This window comes from Pseudomonas koreensis, from assembly GCF_025447595.1.
Taxonomy (GTDB): domain Bacteria; phylum Pseudomonadota; class Gammaproteobacteria; order Pseudomonadales; family Pseudomonadaceae; genus Aquipseudomonas; species Aquipseudomonas koreensis_H.
This window is the reverse complement of the sequence record NZ_JAOEJU010000002.1, coordinates 53,122-71,569: the sequence shown is the minus strand read 5'-3', so window position 1 is coordinate 71,569 and position 18,448 is coordinate 53,122. Positions and strand designations below refer to the sequence as shown.

The following is an 18,448-nucleotide window of genomic DNA, read 5'->3' as shown; positions in this document are numbered from 1 at the left end:
TCAAGCGCACTCCCGATCAATCCCTGGTCAGGAACTTCAGAAGTACTCTAGTTGTGGATAAGTTCTGCGGCAATCGCCGCGAGATCGTCAAAAATCAGGGTGCCCACCGGCAAGGTCTTGGCCTGAGTCTTTTCGCCTTTCCCGGTCTTTACCAAAACGGGCTGTGAATCGACGGCTTTGGCGGCCTCCAGGTCACCAAGGCTGTCGCCGACGAACCAGACATTCGTCAGCGCGACGTTGTAATGCTGCGCGATGGTTTTCAGCATGCCGGGTTTCGGCTTGCGGCAATCGCAACCTTCGTCCGGCCCATGCGGGCAATACACGATCAGCCCGACTTCACCGCCCTGCTCCGCCACCAGTTCGCGCAGGCGCGCGTGCATGGCGTCGAGGGTGGCGAGGTCGTAGTAGCCGCGAGCAATGCCCGACTGGTTGGTGGCGACCGCCACCGTCCAGCCGGCCTTGCTCAACTGCGCAATCGCTTCGATCGAGCCGGGCAGCGGAATCCACTCCTCCACCGACTTGATGTAAGCGTCGGAGTCGTAATTGATCACTCCGTCCCGATCGAGAATCAGCAGTTTCAACAGCAATCCCTCAACCCAGCAGCGAAATGTCGGCAACACCCAGGAACAGGCCACGCAGACGCGCCAGCAGCGCGTAACGGTTGGCCCGCACATTGGCGTCTTCGGCATTGACCATCACCGCGTCGAAGAACGCGTCCACCGGCTCGCGCAGGGCGGCCAGGCGTGCCAGCGATTCGTTGTACTGACGCGCCGCGGCCATTGGCTGTACAGCCTGGTCCGCTTGCTGGATCGCCGAGTACAGCGAGAACTCGTTGGCGTTGTCGAAGTACTTGGCCTGGACCTCGGTCGGCACCGAGCCTTCCACCTTGCTCAGCAGGTTCGACACACGCTTGTTCACCGCCGCCAGCGCTGCCGCTTCCGGCAGTTTGCGGAAGGCCTGAACTGCTTGCACACGCTGGTCGAAGTCCAGCGCCGAACCCGGCTTCAGGGCACGTACCGACAGGTAGGTGGCGACATCCACGCCTTCGTCTTCATAACGGGCACGCAGACGGTCGAAGATGAACTCCAGCACCGCGTCGTTCAGGCCGGCAGCCTTGACCTTGGCGCCGAACGCATTCACGGCGAACGCCACGGCGTCGTTCAGGTCCAGATCCAGTTGTTTCTCGATCAGGATCCGCAGCACGCCCAGTGCCGCACGGCGCAGGGCATACGGGTCTTTGCTGCCGGTCGGCAGCATGCCGATGCCGAAGATGCCGACCAGGGTGTCGAGCTTGTCGGCGATGGCCACGGCTGCACCGGTCAGGGTGGCAGGCAGTTCAGCGCCGGCACCGCGCGGCATGTACTGCTCGTTCAGCGCCAGGGCGACGTCTTCCGGCTCGCCGTCATTGAGGGCGTAGTAGTAGCCGGCGACACCTTGCATCTCCGGGAACTCGCCAACCATTTCGGTGGCCAGGTCGCACTTGGACAGCAGGCCTGCACGGGCAGCCCACGAAGCGTTGCCGCCGATGCGTGCGGCGATGTACGCGGCCAGTTTCGACACGCGCTCGGCCTTGTCGTAGACACTGCCGAGTTTTTCCTGGAACACCACGTTCTGCAGGCGATCGTTGAACGCTTCGAGCTTCTGCTTCTTGTCCTGCTTGAAGAAGAACTCGGCGTCGGTCAGACGTGGGCGAACCACCTTCTCGTTACCGGCGATGATCTGCTGCGGGTCTTTGGATTCGATGTTGGCCACAGTGATGAAACGCGGCAGCAACTTGCCGTCGGCATCCAGCAGGCAGAAGTACTTCTGGTTGTCCTGCATCGTGGTGATCAGCGCTTCCTGCGGCACGTCGAGGAAACGTTCCTCGAACGAGCACACCAGCGGCACTGGCCACTCGACCAGCGCAGTCACTTCGTCGAGCAGTTCCGGTGGCACGATCGCGGTGCCTTCCTGACGGGTCGCCAGCTCTTCGGTGCGCTTGCTGATGATCTCGCGACGCTCGTTGGCGTCGGCCAGCACGTAAGCGGCGCGCAGGTCGGCCAGGTAGCTCGACGGCGAACCGATGCGCACGCTTTCCGGGTGGTGGAAACGGTGGCCACGGGATTCACGGCCAGCCTTCTGCGCGAGGATCGTGCAGTCGATGACCTGGTCGCCGAGCAGCATCACCAGCCACTGGGTCGGACGCACGAACTCTTCCTTGCGCGCACCCCAACGCATGCGTTTCGGGATTGGCAGGTCGTTCAGCGAGTCTTCGACGATGGTCGGCAGCAGGCTGGCGGTCGGCTTGCCGGCGATGTTCTGGCTGTAGCGCAGTTTCGGACCGCTCTGGTCGATTTCGCTCAGCTCGACGCCGCACTTCTTGGCGAAACCCAGTGCCGCTTGAGTCGGGTTGCCTTCAGCATCGAACGCGGCCTGACGTGGCGGGCCGTCGAGGTTGATGCTGCGATCCGGCTGCTGGGTGGCCAGCGCGGTGATCAGCACAGCCAGACGACGCGGCGCGGCGTAGACGGTTTTGGTCTCGTAATTCAGGCCGGCAGCTTGCAGGCCTTTGTCGATACCGGCCAGGAACGCTTCGGCCAGGGTGTTCAGGGCTTTGGGTGGCAGTTCTTCGGTGCCCAGTTCAACCAGAAAATCTTGAGCACTCATTGTGCAGCCTCCAGCTTGGCCAGTACTTCGTCACGCAGGTCCGGGGTTGCCATCGGGAAGCCCAGCTTGGCGCGGGCCAGCAGGTAGGCTTGGGCGACGGAACGCGCCAGGGTGCGAACGCGCAGAATGTATTGCTGACGCGCAGTCACCGAGATCGCCCGGCGTGCGTCCAGCAGGTTGAAGGTGTGCGAGGCCTTCAGGACCATTTCGTAGCTTGGCAACGGCAGCGGCTGGTCGAGTTCGATCAGGCGCTTGGCTTCGCTTTCATAGAAGTCGAACAGTTCGAACAGTTTGTCGACGTTGGCGTGTTCGAAGTTGTAGGTGGACTGCTCCACTTCGTTCTGGTGGAACACGTCGCCGTAGGTCACTTTGCCGAACGGACCGTCAGCCCAGACCAGGTCGTAGACCGAATCCACGCCTTGCAGGTACATGGCCAGACGCTCCAGACCGTAGGTAATCTCGCCGGTCACCGGGTAGCACTCGATGCCGCCCGCCTGCTGGAAGTAAGTGAACTGGGTCACTTCCATGCCGTTCAGCCAGACTTCCCAGCCCAGACCCCAGGCGCCGAGGGTCGGCGATTCCCAGTTGTCTTCGACGAAGCGGATGTCGTGGACCAGCGGGTCCAGGCCGACATGCTTGAGGGAGCCCAGGTACAGTTCCTGGAAGTTGTCCGGGTTTGGCTTCAGGACTACCTGGAACTGGTAGTAGTGCTGCAGACGGTTCGGGTTTTCGCCGTAACGGCCGTCAGTCGGACGGCGGCTTGGCTGCACGTAAGCGGCGTTCCAGGTTTCCGGGCCGATGGCGCGCAGGAATGTCGCGGTGTGGAAAGTGCCGGCGCCTACTTCCATATCGTAGGGCTGAAGTACCACACAACCTTGCTCGGCCCAGTATTGCTGGAGCGCGAGGATCAAGTCTTGGAAGGTACGCACGGCTGGCGTAGGCTGGCTCACGAAATTCACCTGTTTCTTGGGCTGCGATTTAAAGAGCGGGAGTATACCCGATTCAGTCGCACCTCCACCCCCTGGAGCCTTATGCCACGCTGCTTTTGGTGCAACGAAGATCCGCTGTACATGGCTTACCACGATCAGGAGTGGGGCACGCCGCTACGCGATGCGCAGGGTTTGTTCGAGTTGCTTTTGCTCGAAGGGTTCCAGGCCGGGCTTTCGTGGATCACCGTGCTGCGCAAGCGCGAGCGATATCGCGAGGTGTTGTTCGGCTTCGACGTACAGCGCGTGGCGCAGATGAGCGACGCGGAAATCGACGAATTGATGCTCGATCCGGGGATCATCCGCAACCGCCTCAAGCTCAATGCCGCCCGGCGCAACGCCCAGGCCTGGCTGGCGCTGGAAGATCCGGTGGCCTTCCTCTGGTCGTTTGTGGATAACCGCCCGGTGATCAATCATTTCAAGGATCGCAGCGAAGTCCCGGCCATTACCCCGCAAGCCGTGGCCATGAGCAAAGGCCTGAAAAAAGCCGGTTTCACCTTCGTCGGCCCGACCATCTGCTACGCGCTGATGCAGGCCTCGGGGATGGTCATGGATCACACTCGGGACTGCGACCGCTACGCGCAGTTGGTCAACGCCGGTTAGAATGGCCGCCTCGCGCACAGCACAAGATCAGGAGTGACCTGTGGAAAAGTTTAAAGGCGCCATGCTGGTCGGCGCTCTGCGGCTGTTTGCCCTGCTTCCGTGGCGGGCCGTGCAGGCCGTGGGTTCGGCGATCGGCTGGATCATGTGGAAAACCCCCAACCGCTCCCGCGACGTGGTGCGGATCAACCTCGCCAAATGTTTTCCACAGATGGACCCGGCCGAACGTGAGCGTCTGGTCGGCCAGACCCTGAAAGACATCGGCAAGTCCCTGACCGAAAGCGCCTGCGCCTGGATCTGGCCGGCCCAACGTTCCATCGATCTGGTGCGCGAAGTCGAAGGGCTCGAGGTGCTGAAAGAAGCGCTGGCCTCGGGCAAGGGCGTGGTCGGCATCACCAGCCACCTGGGCAACTGGGAAGTGCTCAACCACTTCTATTGCAGTCAGTGCAAACCGATCATTTTCTACCGGCCGCCGAAGCTCAAGGCTGTGGATGAATTGCTGCGCAAACAACGTGTGCAACTGGGCAACAAAGTCGCCGCGTCGACCAAGGAAGGCATCCTCAGCGTCATCAAGGAAGTGCGCAAAGGCGGTCAGGTGGGGATTCCAGCGGACCCGGAGCCAGCCGAATCCGCCGGGATCTTCGTGCCGTTCTTCGCCACCCAGGCCCTGACCAGCAAGTTCGTGCCGAACATGCTCGCTGGCGGCAAAGCCGTCGGGGTGTTCCTGCATGCACTGCGCCTGCCGGATGGTTCCGGCTACAAGGTGATCCTCGAAGCGGCGCCGGAAGCCATGTACAGCACCGACACCGAGACATCCTGCGCGGCAATGAGTCAGGTGGTCGAGCGCTATGTAGCGGCTTATCCGAGCCAGTACATGTGGAGCATGAAACGCTTCAAGAAGCGTCCGCCGGGCGAGGCGCGCTGGTACTGATCGGCGAGGGGCGTTTGTGGATAACCTGACAATACGGGTTATCCACAGCTGTCACGGCTTCTGCCGATCGAGCTTCTTCAGAAACACCGTCATTTCCTTCTCGGCCTGCTTGTCGCCATGGGCCCGGGCCGCTTCCAGCCCCTGCTCCCACGCCTGCCGTGCAGCAGCCAGATCACCCAGCGCCAACTGCGCCTTGCCCAACAATTTCCACGCCGCCGAATACTTCGGATCGAAGCCGACACACCGCTGCAAATGCTCGGCTGCCTTCGCGTTCTCCCCCTGATCCAGATAACCCTTGCCGAGGCCGAAGCGCAGCAGCGAGTTATCCACACCCTTGGCGAGCATTTTTTCCAGGGAATCGATCATCGGTCTCGCCTCTTGGTCGGTCAGAAGAAACTCAGGCCCACGTGGAACAGCTTCTCCACATCGCGAATATGCTTTTTATCCACAAGGAACAGGATCACATGGTCGCCCGCTGCGATCACCGTGTCGTCGTGGGCGATGATCACTTCTTCATCGCGGATGATCGCGCCGATGGTGGTTCCCGGCGGCAGCGCGATGTTTTCGATGGCCTTGCCGATGACCTTGCTCGACTTCGAATCGCCATGGGCCACCGCTTCAATGGCTTCAGCCGCGCCCCGGCGCAATGAGTGCACGCTGACGATATCGCCACGCCGCACGTGGGCCAGCAAGGTGCCGATGGTCGCCAGTTGCGGGCTGATGGCGATGTCGATGTCGCCGCCCTGGATCAGGTCGACGTAGGCCGGGTTGTTGATGATCGTCATCACCTTCTTCGCGCCCAGACGCTTGGCCAGCAGCGACGACATGATGTTGGCTTCGTCATCGTTGGTCAGCGCAAGGAAGATGTCCGCGTCGGCGATGTTCTCTTCCAGCAGCAGGTCGCGATCCGACGCGCTGCCCTGCAGCACCACGGTGCTGTCGAGGGTGTCGGAGAGATAGCGGCAGCGCGCCGGGTTCATCTCGATGATCTTCACCTGGTAACGGCTTTCGATGGCCTCGGCCAGTCGTTCGCCGATCTGCCCGCCGCCGGCGATGACGATGCGTTTGTAGGTTTCGTCGAGACGACGCATTTCGCTCATCACGGCGCGAATGTTCTCACGGGCGGCGATGAAGAAGACTTCGTCATCCGCCTCGATCACCGTGTTGCCCTGAGGAAGAATCGGCCGGTCGCGGCGGAAAATGGCCGCCACCCGCGTTTCCACATTCGGCATGTGTTCGCGCAACTGGCGCAGTTGCTGACCCACCAGCGGCCCGCCGTAATAGGCGCGCACCGCCACCAGTTGCGCCTGGCCTTCGGCGAAATCGATCACCTGCAAGGCGCCGGGGTGCTGGATCAGGCGCTTGATGTAGTTGGTGACGACCTGCTCGGGACTGATCAGCACATCGACCGGAATCGCCTCGTTCTGGAACAGTTGCTCCTCGCGGGTCAGGTACGACGCTTCGCGCACCCGGGCAATTTTGGTCGGGGTGTGGAACAGGGTGTGGGCGACCTGGCAGGCGACCATGTTGGTTTCGTCGCTGTTGGTCACCGCGACCAGCATGTCGGCGTCGTCGGCACCGGCCTGACGCAGAATGTTCGGCAACGATCCACGGCCCTGTACGGTACGGATGTCGAGGCGATCGCCAAGATCGCGCAGGCGGTCGCCGTCAGTGTCGACCACGGTGATGTCGTTGGCCTCGCTGGCCAGATGTTCAGCCAGCGAACCGCCGACCTGTCCCGCACCGAGGATGATGATTTTCATCCAGTCACTCCATTGAATCCGTTTAGCCGCGCGCGGCAGCGATCTTGATCAGCTTGGCGTAGTAGAACCCGTCATGCCCGCCCTGCCGGGCCAGCAATTGGCGACCATGGGGCTGCTTGATCCCGGCGGCGGTGGCCAGATCCAGCTCCCGTGCGCCCGGCGTACGCTCAAGGAACGCGGCGATCACTTCGGTGTTCTCGGTCGGCAACGTCGAGCAGGTGGCGTAGAGCAGGATGCCGCCCACTTCGAGGGTTTTCCACATTGCGTCGAGCAGTTCGCCTTGCAGTTGCGCGAGGGCGGCGATGTCGTCGGCCTGACGGGTCAGCTTGATGTCTGGATGGCGGCGGATCACGCCAGTGGCCGAGCACGGCGCGTCGAGCAGGATGCGCTGGAACGGCTTGCCGTCCCACCACGCTGCCGTGTCGCGACCGTCGGCGGCGATCAGTTCGGCGTTCAGACCGAGGCGTTCGAGGTTTTCCTTAACTCGCACCAGACGCTTGGCTTCCAGATCCACCGCCACCACGCCGGCCAGTGCCGGTTCGGCTTCGAGGATGTGGCAGGTCTTGCCGCCGGGCGCACAGCAGGCGTCCAGTACTCGCTGGCCCGGTGCGAGGTCGAGCAGGTCGGCGGCCAGTTGCGCGGCCTCGTCCTGCACGCTGATCCAGCCTTCGGCGAAACCCGGCAGGCTGCGCACGTCGGCAGCAGCGTCGAGGACGATACCGTCGCGGCTGAAAGTGCACGGCTGCGCGGCGATCCCGGCTTCAGTCAGCAGACCCAGGTACGCGTCACGGCTGTGATGACGGCGGTTGACCCGCAGGATCATCGGCGGATGCGCGTTGTTGGCTTCGCAGATGGCTTCCCACTGTTCAGGCCAGAAGGCCTTGAGGGATTTTTGCAGCCAGCGCGGGTGGGCGGTGCGCACCACCGGATCGCGTTCCAGTTCGGCGAAGATCGCCTCGTGTTCGCGCTGGGCATTGCGCAGTACGGCGTTGAGCAAGCCTTTGGCCCACGGCTTTTTCAGCTTGTCGGCGCAACCAACGGTTTCGCCGATGGCGGCGTGAGCCGGAACGCGGGTGTAGAGCAACTGATAGAGACCGACCAGCAGCAGCGCCTCGACATCGGCGTCCGCCGCCTTGAACGGTTTCTGCAGCAGTTTTTCCGCCAGCGCCGACAGCCGTGGCTGCCAGCGGGCGGTGCCGAACGCCAGATCCTGAGTGAAACCGCGATCGCGATCCTCGACCTTGTCCAGTTGCGTCGGCAGGGAGCTGTTGAGCGAAGCCTTGCCGCTGAGGACAGCAGCGAGTGCCTTGGCGGCGGCCAAACGCGGGTTCATTGCGCGTCCACCACTGCGCCCAGCACGGTGCCGGTGGCGAATTTCTCACGACGGCTGTTGAACAGGTCGCTGAAGTTCAGTGCCTTGCCGCCGGGCAATTGCAGACGGGTGAGGCACAGCGCCTGTTCGCCGCACGCGACGAGCAGACCGTCCTTGCTGGCGCCGAGAATCGTGCCCGGTACGCCTTTGCCTTCAGCCAGCGTCGCCGATAGCACTTTCAGCGCTTCGCCGTTGAGCGTGCTGTGGGTGATCGGCCATGGATTGAAGGCGCGGACCAGACGTTCCAGCTCGATGGCCGGACGGCTCCAGTCGATGCGCGCTTCATCCTTGTTCAGTTTGTGCGCGTAGGTGGCGAGCTCGTCGTTCTGCACTTCGCCTTCGAGGGTGCCAGCGGCCAGACCGGCAATCGCTTGTACGACGGCTGGCGGGCCCATCTCGGCGAGGCGGTCGTGAAGGCTGCCACCGGTGTCTTCGGCGCTGATAGGGGTCACGACCTTGAGCAGCATCGGCCCGGTATCGAGGCCGGCTTCCATGCGCATCACGGTCACGCCGCTTTCGGCATCGCCCGCTTCCACGGCGCGCTGGATCGGCGCCGCACCGCGCCAGCGCGGCAGCAGCGAGGCGTGACTGTTGATGCAGCCCAGGCGCGGAATATCCAGCACCGCTTGCGGCAGGATCAGGCCGTAGGCCACTACCACCATCAAATCCGGCTTGAGCGCAGCGAGCTCGGCCTGAGCGTCAGTGTTGCGCAGGGTCGGCGGCTGCAACACCTGAATATTGTTTTCCAACGCTAACTGTTTGACCGGGCTCGGCATCAGTTTTTGCCCACGACCGGCCGGGCGATCCGGTTGGGTGTAGACCGCAACGATCTCGTAAGGGCTGTCCAGCAGGGCCTTGAGGTGTTCGGCGGCGAATTCCGGGGTGCCGGCAAAAACGATGCGCAGTGGCTCAGTCATGGGGGAATCTCATAAAAAGAAAAAGGCTTGCCGCAGCAAGCCTTTGGAGAGGGGCATCAAGCGTTCTGGCGGTGCTGCTTTTCCAGTTTCTTCTTGATCCGGTCGCGTTTGAGCGTGGACAGGTAATCGACGAACAACTTGCCGTTGAGGTGGTCGCATTCGTGCTGGATGCACACCGCGAGCAGGCCCTCGGCGATCAGTTCGTAGGGCTTGCCATCACGGTCCAGCGCCTTGATTTTGACCTTTTGCGGGCGGTCGACGTTTTCGTAGAAGCCCGGCACCGAGAGGCAGCCTTCCTGGTACTGCTCCATTTCGTCGGTCAGCGATTCGAACTCGGGGTTGATGAACACCCGCGGTTCGGTGCGGTCTTCGGAAAGGTCCATCACGACGATACGTTTGTGCACGTTGACCTGGGTCGCGGCAAGGCCGATGCCCGGCGCTTCATACATTGTTTCAAACATGTCATCGACCAGCTGACGCACTTCGTCGTCCACTACAGCCACAGGTTTGGCGATAGTGCGCAGACGCGGGTCCGGAAATTCGAGGATGTTCAAAATGGCCATAAGCTTGATTGCTGCACGTGTGAGGTAAAGTCGGGCGATGGCCTGGCGGGTCCGAAGATGCAGGCTACCGTTGTGAAACGTAGCTCCTTGCTTTTAAGCATAGAGCAGGGAGCGAGCCACGGGGGCTCTGGCGTTTCACGCGAACGCACATAATAAAGGGATTCACCGCATGAGGAAATCACTACTCGCCCTGCTGTTTCTGGCCTCGGCCGGTGCCGCGCACGGGCAAGTGCAACTCAAGGAAGGTTTTCCACAGCAATACACGGTGGTTTCGGGGGATACGCTCTGGGACATCTCCGGTAAATATTTGCGCGAACCCTGGCAGTGGCCACAGCTGTGGCGGGCCAATCCGCAGATCGAAAACCCCAACCTGATCTACCCAGGCGACACGCTGACCCTCAGTTACGTCAACGGCCAGCCGCGTCTGACCGTCAATCGCGGCGAGTCGCGCGGCACCATCAAGTTGTCGCCGCGCATCCGTACCAGTCCGGTAGCGGAGGCAATTCCGAGCATCCCGCTCAAATCGATCAACAGCTTTCTGCTGAGCAACCGCATCGTCGACAAGGTCGAGGACTTCGACAAGGCGCCGTACATCGTCGCGGGCGATGCCGAACGGGTGCTCAGCGGCACCGGCGACCGGATCTTCGCCCGTGGCCATTTCGACCCGAATCAGCCGGTCTACGGGATCTTCCGTCAGGGCAAGGTCTACACCGATCCCCAGACCAAGGAGTTTCTGGGGATCAACGCCGACGACATCGGCGGTGGTGAAATCGTCGCCACCGAAGGCGACGTCGCCACCCTCGCCCTGCAACGCACGACCCAGGAAGTGCGCCTCGGCGACCGCTTGTTCAGCGGCGAAGAGCGTTCGATCAACTCGACCTTCATGCCCAGCGCCCCCACCACTGACATCAACGGCCTGATCATCGATGTGCCGCGTGGCGTCACGCAGATCGGCGCAATGGACGTGGTGACCCTGAACAAAGGCAAACGCGACGGCCTGGCCGAGGGTAACGTGCTGGTGGTGATGAAAACCGGGGAAACCGTGCGTGACCGGATCACCGGCCAACCGCTGAAAATTCCGGATGAACGCGCTGGACTGCTGATGGTGTTCCGCACCTACGACAAACTCAGTTACGGCCTCGTGCTGAACGCATCGCGCTCGCTGGCGGTGCTGGACAAGGTGCGAAATCCTTAGCTGGCTTCACAAGTTACCAACAGAGTTATCCACAGCTTGTTCCGAAAGGTTCGGGCCTTATAACGATCAAGGATGATCCATGATGATGCCTGTATCTCCGTCGGTTTCCCCGGCGGAACTGGAAGCGCGCCTGCGCCTGCACCGCTTGCCGGAAGTCGGTCCCAAGCGTTTCACCAAACTGCTCGAAGCCTTCGGCTCTGCCTCGAAGGCGATCAGCGCACCGGCCAGCGCGTGGCGCTCGCTGGGTTTGCCGGCGGCTTGCGCCGAGGCCCGACGCTGCCCCGAGGTTCGAGACGGCGCAAGCCATGCATTGCGCTGGCTAGAGCGTCCGGATCAACATTTACTGATGTGGGATCAGCCGGATTACCCGGCCTTGCTGGCGCAAATTCCTGATCCACCGCCGCTGTTGTTTGTCGCCGGGGATCCCCTGGTTCTGGAAAAACCGCAACTGGCGATGGTCGGCAGTCGCCGCGCTTCCCGTCCGGGCATGGACACTGCCATGGCGTTTTCCCGCAGCCTGGCGAGTGCAGGTTTTGTCATCACCAGCGGTCTGGCACTGGGCATCGATGCAGCGGCACATCAAGCAGCGGTGGATGTTGGCGGTAAAACCGTGGGCGTGCTCGGTACCGGCCTGGAAAACTTTTATCCACAGCGCAACCGGCGGTTGGCGGACGCGATGATTGCGTCCGGCAGTGCGGTGCTTTCGGAATTCCCTCTGGACACCGGGCCGACGGCGAGCAACTTCCCGAGACGCAATCGGATCATCAGCGGTTTGTCTCTTGGCGTGCTGGTGGTCGAGGCCAGTGTCGCCAGTGGTTCGCTGATCACAGCGCGGCTGGCGGCAGAACAGGGGCGCGAGGTATATGCGATTCCGGGTTCGATCCATCACCCCGGCGCCCGGGGCTGTCATCAACTGATCCGTGACGGCGCCGTGCTGGTGGAAACCATCGAGCACATTCTCGAAGCCCTGCGCGGCTGGCAGCATTTGCCCGTATCCACAGCCGCAGCGAATCCGGACAACCCGTTGTTGTGTCTGCTTCACGCCGCGCCGCAGACCAGCGAGGGCCTGGCCGACAGCAGTGGCTGGGCGCTGCCCAAAGTGCTGGCGGCACTCACCGAACTGGAGATGGATGGCCGCGCGGTGTGCGAAAACGGTCGCTGGTTTGCACGCCTAAGCTAGGTTTTACATTGAAGATCGGTAAACTGCGCGAAACCTGTTTGCGGAGAGTTTTTCATGGTCAACAGTTGGCGTGTGCAACAAGCCGCACGAGAGATTCGCGCCGGGGCGGTGATTGCCTATCCAACCGAAGCCGTCTGGGGGCTGGGGTGCGATCCATGGAATGAAGAAGCGGTGGATCGCCTGTTGGCGATCAAGAACCGTTCGGTGGACAAGGGGTTGATCCTGGTCGCCGACAACATTCGTCAGTTCGATTTTCTGTTCGAGGATTTCCCCCAGGACTGGATCGACCGCATGGCCAGCACCTGGCCGGGCCCGAACACCTGGCTGGTGCCGCATCAGAACCTGTTGCCGGAGTGGGTGACCGGGGTGCATGACACCGTGGCGCTGCGGGTCAGCGATCATCCCCAGGTGCGGGATCTGTGCTCGCTGGTGGGGCCGTTGATTTCGACGTCGGCCAATCCGCAGGGGCGGCCGGCGGCGAAGAGTCGCTTGCGGGTCGAACAGTATTTCCGTGGTCAGGTCGATCTGGTGTTGGGCGGAGCCCTCGGCGGGCGCAAGAACCCGAGCCTGATCCGGGATCTGGCTACCGGCAATGTGGTGCGCCCGGCTTGAAACCGAGGTGCATCCATCGCGAGCAAGCTCGCTCCCACAGGAGTAATGCATGCCAAATGTGGGGGCGACGGTGCGACGATTCGACCTGCTCGCGATGGGGCGCGTTATGGCAACAGAACAGTCGAGCCCGTCGTACGCCGCGCTGACAACTCAGTCTGCGCCTTCGCTGCATCCGCCAGTGAATAGCGCTGGCTGATATCCACTTTCAGCTTGCCGCTGGTGATCATCCCGAACAGCTCGTCGGCCATGCGCTGCAGGTTTTCGGCGTTGTTGGCGTAGGTCGCCAGGGTCGGCCGGGTCACGTACAGCGAACCTTTCGCCGCCAGAATTCCCAGGTTCACGCCGTCCACCGCCCCCGACGCATTGCCGAAGCTCACCAGCAGGCCACGGGGCGCCACGCTGTCCAGCGAAGCCGGCCAGGTGTCCTTGCCGACGCCGTCGTAGACCACCGGGACTTTTTTCCCGTCGGTCAATTCCAGCACCCGCTGGGCAACGTTTTCGTGGCTGTAATCGATGGTTTCCCAGGCGCCATGGGCCTTGGCCAGATCGGCTTTGGCTTTCGAGCTGACGGTGCCGATCAGTTTCACGCCCAGGGCCTTGGCCCATTGGCAGGCAAGCAGGCCGACACCGCCGGCCGCTGCGTGGAACAGAATGGTTTCGCCACCCTTGAGTTCGTAGGTCTGGCGCAGCAGGTACTGTACGGTCAGGCCCTTGAGCATCACGCCGGCGGCAGTTTCGAAGCTGATGGCGTCCGGCAGGTGCACCAGATTCGCTTCCGGCAGGACGTGGACGTCGCTGTACGCGCCCAACGGACCGCTGCCATACGCCACGCGGTCACCGACCTTGAACCGGGTGACCTCGCTGCCCACGGCCTCGACGATACCGGCGCCTTCCGCACCCACGCCCGACGGCAAGGCCGGTGGTGCGTACAGGCCGCTGCGGTAGTAGGTGTCGATGAAGTTCAGGCCGATGGCCTTGTTGCTCACGCGAACCTGCTGCGGACCGGGTTCGGCGGGTTGATAGTCAACGTACTCGAGCACTTCGGGGCCGCCGTGGGCGCGGAACTGGATTCGCTTGGCCATCTGCCTACTCCTTGGGTCATTTGGGAAGGTCCCTATCGAACGCTCATGCTTGATCTTCGTCAACTGCGGCGTGCCGGTTTGCGATGGTATGCTACGCGCCCATTTGCGCGGGGCGCCGCGCAGTTCCGCCCGATCCAAGGTGAAGCCATGACGACCCGCACCGACGCCGTAAAGGCCTATCTGCTCGACCTGCAAGACCGCATCTGCGCCGCGCTGGAAACTGAAGACGGCGGCACGCGCTTCGTCGAAGACGCCTGGACCCGTCCGGCCGGCGGTGGCGGTCGGACCCGGGTGATCGAGAACGGCACGGTGATCGAAAAGGGCGGCGTCAACTTTTCCCACGTCTTCGGCAGCGGTTTGCCACCGTCTGCCAGTGCCCATCGGCCGGAGCTGGCCGGGCGTGGCTTCGAAGCCCTCGGCGTGTCGCTGGTGATTCACCCGCACAACCCGCATGTGCCGACGTCCCACGCCAACGTGCGTTTTTTCATCGCCGAGAAGGAAGGTGAAGAACCGGTCTGGTGGTTCGGCGGTGGCTTCGACCTGACTCCGTACTACGGCAACGAAGAAGACTGCATCCATTGGCATCGCGTTGCCGAACAGGCCTGCGCGCCGTTCGGTCCGGACGTCTACCCGCGCTACAAGGCCTGGTGCGACACCTATTTCCACATCAAGCATCGCCACGAGCCGCGCGGCATCGGCGGGCTGTTCTTCGATGACCTGAACGAGTGGGACTTCGACACCAGTTTCGCTTTCATGCGCGCCATCGGCGATGCGTACATCGACGCTTACCTGCCGATCGTGCAGCGTCGCAAGAACGATGCGTTCACTGCCAAGCAGCGTGAGTTTCAGGAATTCCGTCGCGGCCGCTATGTCGAGTTCAACCTGGTTTACGACCGTGGCACCCTGTTCGGCCTGCAATCGGGCGGGCGTACCGAGTCGATCCTGATGTCGCTGCCGCCGCAAGTGCGCTGGGCCTACGACTGGAAAGCCGAGCCGGGCAGCGAAGAAGCGCGCCTGACCGAGTACTTCCTGCAAGATCGCGACTGGCTGGCCCAGGCCTGAGGATTTCTGATGGATCGTTACGTCGTTTTCGGTAACCCGATCGGCCACAGCAAGTCGCCGATGATTCATAAACTGTTCGCCGAACAGACCGGGCAAGGCCTCGACTACAGCACGCTGCTGGCGCCGCTCGACGATTTTTCCGGCTGTGCCACGGCGTTTTTCCAGGAAGGTCGCGGCGCCAACGTGACCGTGCCGTTCAAGGAAGATGCTTATCGCCTGGCCAACAGCCTGACCGCCCGTGCTCAACGCGCGGGTGCGGTGAACACCCTGAGCAAACTGGTCGACGGCAGCCTGCTCGGCGATAACACCGACGGCGCCGGTCTGGTGCGGGATTTGACGGTCAACGCCGGGTTCAGCCTCACCGGCAAACGCATTCTGTTGCTCGGCGCCGGTGGCGCGGTGCGCGGTGCGCTGGAGCCGTTGCTGGCGGAAAAACCAGCCTCGGTGATCATCGCCAACCGCACGGTGGACAAGGCCGAGCTGCTGGCCGAACTGTTCTGCGACCTCGGGCCGGTGTCGGCCAGTGGTTACGACTGGTTGCGCGAGCCGGTGGACGTGATCATCAACGCCACCTCCGCCAGCCTTACCGGCGACGTTCCGCCGATTGCCCCAAGCCTGATCGAACCTGGCAAGACCCTGTGCTACGACATGATGTACGGCAAGGAGCCGACTGCATTCTGCCGCTGGGCCAGCGAGCACGGTGCGGGCGTGGTGATGGACGGCTTGGGCATGTTGGCCGAGCAGGCTGCCGAAGCGTTCTTCCTGTGGCGCGGTGTGCGTCCGGACACTGCGCCGGTTCTGGCGGAATTGCGTCGGCAGTTGGCGGAATAATCCCTGTGGGAGCGAGCTTGCTCGCGATGACGTCGCCAGATCCAGCATCAATGTGACAGACAGACCGCCATCGCGAGCAAGCTCGCTCCCACAATGGGTTCTTCTTCAATCTTCAAAGCGGATCGGGCATTTCTCCGGCCCTTCGAGTTTGCGCAACTCCTCCACCACCTGTGGTCGCGCCTGACGCAAGGTCAGGCTGCGATCCTGGCGCAGCAGGCGCCGGGCTTCCTGATGGAGCATTTCCACGCCTGAATAGTCGATGAAGTTGATCTGCTGCGCCTCGATCACCACCCGCGCGCCATGCATCCGCTGCAGGCGCACTTGCAGGTAGTGGCTGGCGCCGAAAAAGATCGACCCGCCAACCCGCAACACATCGTCTTCGCCATCGCGCCAATGCTGCACTCTCGGCTGCGAGGTGCGCTTGAGGTAGAAAAACAGCGAGGCCAGCACGCCGGCATAGATCGCCGTCTGCAATTCCAGCAGCAACGTGGCAACGCAGGTCAGGCTCATTACCACGAACTCCGCACGGCTGACCCGCAGCAACGCGCGAATCCCGCGATGATCCACCAGGCCCCAGGCGATCAACAGAATGCTGCCGGCCATGGCCGGGATCGGAATGTGCGCGATCAGCCCGGCACCGAAGATCGCGAACAACGCCACCCACAACGCCGAAAACACCCCGGCCAGCGGCGAACAGGCCCCGGCCTCATAGCTCAGCCCGGAACGGGTGAACGAGCCGGCGGACAAGGATCCTGAAAAGAACGCCCCGACAATGTTCGAAAGACCCTGTGCGCGGACTTCCTGGTTGGCATCGAGCAGCTGTTGCGAGCGCGCGGAAATTGATCGGGCAATCGACAGGCTGGTGACCAACCCGAGCATGCCCACCGCCACGGCACTGGGCAGCAGGCGCAGAATCAGGTCCATATCCAGCGGTAACCCACTGAGCGGTGGCAAGCGCCCGACAAACGCACTGACCAGTTGAACGTGGCCGAACATTGCGGGCCATAACCACACCACCAGACTGCCAAGCACCAAGGTCATCAACAGCGTCGGCCAGCGTGGCAGCCATTGCTTGAGCAAAGCACCGACTACCACCGTGGACACACCGAGGGCCAGCGACGGTTTATCCACAGCCCCGAGATGGCGCAGCAAGTCCATCAGACTGGCGAGTGCAGTGGCTTTTCCTTGCAGATCCAGCCCCAACAGGTTCGGCAATTGACCAATGGCAATCACCACCGCCGCGCCGAGGGTGAAACCCAGAACCACGGAATGCGAGACGAAATTTACCAGCGCGCCGAAGCGCAGCAGGCCGAGCAGCCACTGGAAAATCCCGGCGAGGAAGGTCAGCAGCAGGATCAGGGTGATGTAGTCCTGTGATGCAGGCACCGCCAGCGGACTGACACTGGCGAACAGCACAATCGAAATCGCCGCCGTCGGGCCGCAGATCAGATGCCACGACGAGCCCCACAAACAGGCGATCAACACCGGAACGATGGCGGCATAGAGGCCGTATTCGGGTGGGAGACCGGCGATCAGCGCGTAGGCAATTGACTGTGGCAACGCGAGAATTGCCCCGCTGAGGCCGACGACCAGGTCCCGCCCGACACTGGCGCGGGACTGCCGGGGCAGCCAGGTCAGGAAGGGGAAAAGTGAGTGACGGCTGGGGAGGGCCATGGATCCTCTCGGGTGAAATTTTGCGCATTGTACGCAGCCCGGGACGCGGAGCGTCCATTGCGGCATTCCCACGCCGAGCGTGGGAACGATCGGCCCGCGCAGTTACAGTTTGGCTTTAACGGCTGGCAACGCATCCTTGCCGTCCACGGTCTTCACGCCATCGAGCCACTTGTCCAGCACCGCCGGATTCGCCTTGATCCACGCTTTCGCCGCATCGGCGTTGCTGACTTTTTTGTTCACCACCTCGGCCATGATGCTGTTCTCCATCTCCTGGGTGAACGAAAGATTGGTCAGCAATTTACCCACATTCGGACAGGCCTCGGCGTAGCCCTTGCGTGTCAGGGTATGGACGCTGCCGGTGTCGCCGAAGTACTTCTCGCCGCCCTTGAGGTAGTGCATTTTCAGCTGCACGTTCATCGGGTGCGGGGTCCAGCCGAGGAAGGTGACGAACTTCTGCTTCTTCACCGCCCGCGAGACTTCGGCGAGCATCGCCTGTTCGCTGGACTCGATCAGCTTCCACTGGCCCAGGTCGAAGTCGTTCTTCTTGATGATCTCTTGCAGCGAAATGTTCGCTGGCGCTCCGGAGCCGATGCCATAGATCTTCTTCTCGAATTTATCGGCGTATTTATTCAGGTCGGCAAAGTTATGCACACCCGCGTCCCACACGTAATCCGGCACGGCCAGGGTGAATTCGGTGCCGTCGAGATTCTTCGCCAGTTGCGTGACGTCACCGGTGGCGACGAATTTGTCGTAGAAGCCCTGCTGCGCCGGCATCCAGTTGCCGAGGAACACATCGACCTGGCCGTCCTTCAAGCCGCCGAAAGTGATCGGCACCGCGAGGGTGTCGACCTTGGCCTTGTAGCCCATGCCATCCAGCAGAAACCCGGTGATGGCGTTGGTCGCGGCGATGTCGCTCCAGCCGGGATCGGCCATCTTCACCGTATCGCAGCTCTCGGCGAACGCGGATGTGCTGCCCAGTGCCAGCAGACTGACCGTCACGACTGTGGATAACTTGACCATGGACTTCCCCTTAA

Annotated in this window: 18 protein-coding genes; 7 read left to right on the top strand and 11 right to left on the bottom strand. The window is 62.3% G+C overall.

Annotated features, from left to right (window positions below):
• Positions 1-47: 47 nt before the first annotated feature.
• The 3 genes from gmhB to glyQ are packed head-to-tail and all read right to left on the bottom strand — an operon-like array spanning position 48 to position 3,596.
• On the bottom strand, positions 48-587 hold the full coding sequence (gene gmhB, locus N8H71_RS04135; protein ID WP_164872121.1) for a D-glycero-beta-D-manno-heptose 1,7-bisphosphate 7-phosphatase: 540 nt from the start codon (positions 585-587) through the stop codon (positions 48-50).
• A 4-nt stretch (positions 588-591) separates the two neighbouring features.
• On the bottom strand, positions 592-2,646 hold the full coding sequence (gene glyS / locus N8H71_RS04130) for a glycine--tRNA ligase subunit beta (RefSeq protein ID WP_262193020.1): 2,055 nt from the start codon (positions 2,644-2,646) through the stop codon (positions 592-594).
• Positions 2,643-3,596 (bottom strand): glycine--tRNA ligase subunit alpha, encoded by a 954-nt coding sequence (gene glyQ / locus N8H71_RS04125; protein ID WP_003187265.1) that lies wholly within the window; start codon positions 3,594-3,596, stop codon positions 2,643-2,645. The genes glyS and glyQ overlap by 4 nt, the downstream gene beginning before the upstream one ends.
• Positions 3,597-3,677: 81 nt before the next feature.
• On the opposite strand from glyQ, the gene tag reads away from it, so the two are divergent.
• Positions 3,678-4,235: a DNA-3-methyladenine glycosylase I gene (gene tag, locus N8H71_RS04120; protein ID WP_262193019.1), complete on the top strand. Its 558-nt coding sequence runs from the start codon at positions 3,678-3,680 to the stop codon at positions 4,233-4,235.
• 40 nt (positions 4,236-4,275) lie between these two features.
• A complete protein-coding gene (locus tag N8H71_RS04115) occupies positions 4,276-5,163 on the top strand; it encodes a lysophospholipid acyltransferase (RefSeq protein ID WP_064379631.1) in 888 nt (295 codons plus the stop codon).
• Between the two features lie 51 nt (positions 5,164-5,214).
• On the opposite strand, the gene N8H71_RS04110 is transcribed toward N8H71_RS04115, so the two are convergent.
• Genes N8H71_RS04110 through def form a run of 5 tightly spaced genes read right to left on the bottom strand, consistent with a single transcriptional unit; the run spans position 5,215 to position 9,778 of the window.
• Entirely contained in the window at positions 5,215-5,529 is a 315-nt protein-coding gene (locus N8H71_RS04110) for a tetratricopeptide repeat protein (protein ID WP_262193017.1), read from the bottom strand.
• Between the two features lie 20 nt (positions 5,530-5,549).
• Positions 5,550-6,926 (bottom strand): Trk system potassium transporter TrkA, encoded by a 1,377-nt coding sequence (gene trkA, locus N8H71_RS04105; protein ID WP_085686154.1) that lies wholly within the window; start codon positions 6,924-6,926, stop codon positions 5,550-5,552.
• Positions 6,927-6,948: 22 nt separating this feature from the next.
• Complete coding sequence (gene rsmB / locus N8H71_RS04100) at positions 6,949-8,259, bottom strand: 16S rRNA (cytosine(967)-C(5))-methyltransferase RsmB (RefSeq protein ID WP_262193016.1); 1,311 nt, start codon at positions 8,257-8,259, stop codon at positions 6,949-6,951.
• Entirely contained in the window at positions 8,256-9,215 is a 960-nt protein-coding gene (gene fmt / locus N8H71_RS04095) for a methionyl-tRNA formyltransferase (protein ID WP_262193014.1), read from the bottom strand. Before fmt ends, rsmB begins: the two co-directional genes overlap by 4 nt.
• A 56-nt stretch (positions 9,216-9,271) precedes the next feature.
• The gene (gene def, locus N8H71_RS04090) at positions 9,272-9,778 is read right to left on the bottom strand and encodes a peptide deformylase (RefSeq protein ID WP_007954104.1); all 507 of its coding nucleotides are present in this window, start codon (positions 9,776-9,778) and stop codon (positions 9,272-9,274) included.
• A gap of 169 nt (positions 9,779-9,947) precedes the next feature.
• Here def and N8H71_RS04085 point away from each other — a divergent pair, with 169 nt between their 5' ends.
• The 3 genes from N8H71_RS04085 (at position 9,948) to N8H71_RS04075 (ending at position 12,765) form a co-directional block, all read left to right on the top strand.
• Entirely contained in the window at positions 9,948-10,973 is a 1,026-nt protein-coding gene (locus tag N8H71_RS04085) for a LysM peptidoglycan-binding domain-containing protein (protein WP_011331746.1), read from the top strand.
• A 79-nt stretch (positions 10,974-11,052) separates the two neighbouring features.
• Positions 11,053-12,153 (top strand): DNA-processing protein DprA, encoded by a 1,101-nt coding sequence (gene dprA, locus N8H71_RS04080; protein ID WP_262193012.1) that lies wholly within the window; start codon positions 11,053-11,055, stop codon positions 12,151-12,153.
• A 54-nt stretch (positions 12,154-12,207) separates the two neighbouring features.
• On the top strand, positions 12,208-12,765 hold the full coding sequence (locus tag N8H71_RS04075) for an L-threonylcarbamoyladenylate synthase (RefSeq protein ID WP_085686163.1): 558 nt from the start codon (positions 12,208-12,210) through the stop codon (positions 12,763-12,765).
• 104 nt (positions 12,766-12,869) lie between these two features.
• On the opposite strand, the gene N8H71_RS04070 is transcribed toward N8H71_RS04075, so the two are convergent.
• The gene (locus N8H71_RS04070; RefSeq protein ID WP_262193011.1) at positions 12,870-13,847 is read right to left on the bottom strand and encodes an NADPH:quinone reductase; all 978 of its coding nucleotides are present in this window, start codon (positions 13,845-13,847) and stop codon (positions 12,870-12,872) included.
• A gap of 147 nt (positions 13,848-13,994) precedes the next feature.
• Here N8H71_RS04070 and hemF point away from each other — a divergent pair, with 147 nt between their 5' ends.
• Both hemF and aroE read left to right on the top strand, forming a co-directional pair.
• Positions 13,995-14,909 carry an oxygen-dependent coproporphyrinogen oxidase gene (hemF, locus tag N8H71_RS04065; protein ID WP_007954079.1) on the top strand — a complete coding sequence of 305 codons (915 nt, stop codon included), beginning with the start codon at positions 13,995-13,997 and terminating at the stop codon, positions 14,907-14,909.
• Positions 14,910-14,918: 9 nt separating this feature from the next.
• Complete coding sequence (gene aroE / locus N8H71_RS04060; protein ID WP_262193010.1) at positions 14,919-15,740, top strand: shikimate dehydrogenase; 822 nt, start codon at positions 14,919-14,921, stop codon at positions 15,738-15,740.
• A 105-nt stretch (positions 15,741-15,845) separates the two neighbouring features.
• Here the strand turns inward: aroE and N8H71_RS04055 are convergent, their stop codons facing one another.
• The gene (locus N8H71_RS04055; RefSeq protein WP_262193008.1) at positions 15,846-17,414 is read right to left on the bottom strand and encodes a SulP family inorganic anion transporter; all 1,569 of its coding nucleotides are present in this window, start codon (positions 17,412-17,414) and stop codon (positions 15,846-15,848) included.
• Between the two features lie 102 nt (positions 17,415-17,516).
• Entirely contained in the window at positions 17,517-18,434 is a 918-nt protein-coding gene (gene choX / locus N8H71_RS04050) for a choline ABC transporter substrate-binding protein (RefSeq protein WP_262193006.1), read from the bottom strand.
• Between the last annotated feature and the right edge of the window lie 14 nt (positions 18,435-18,448).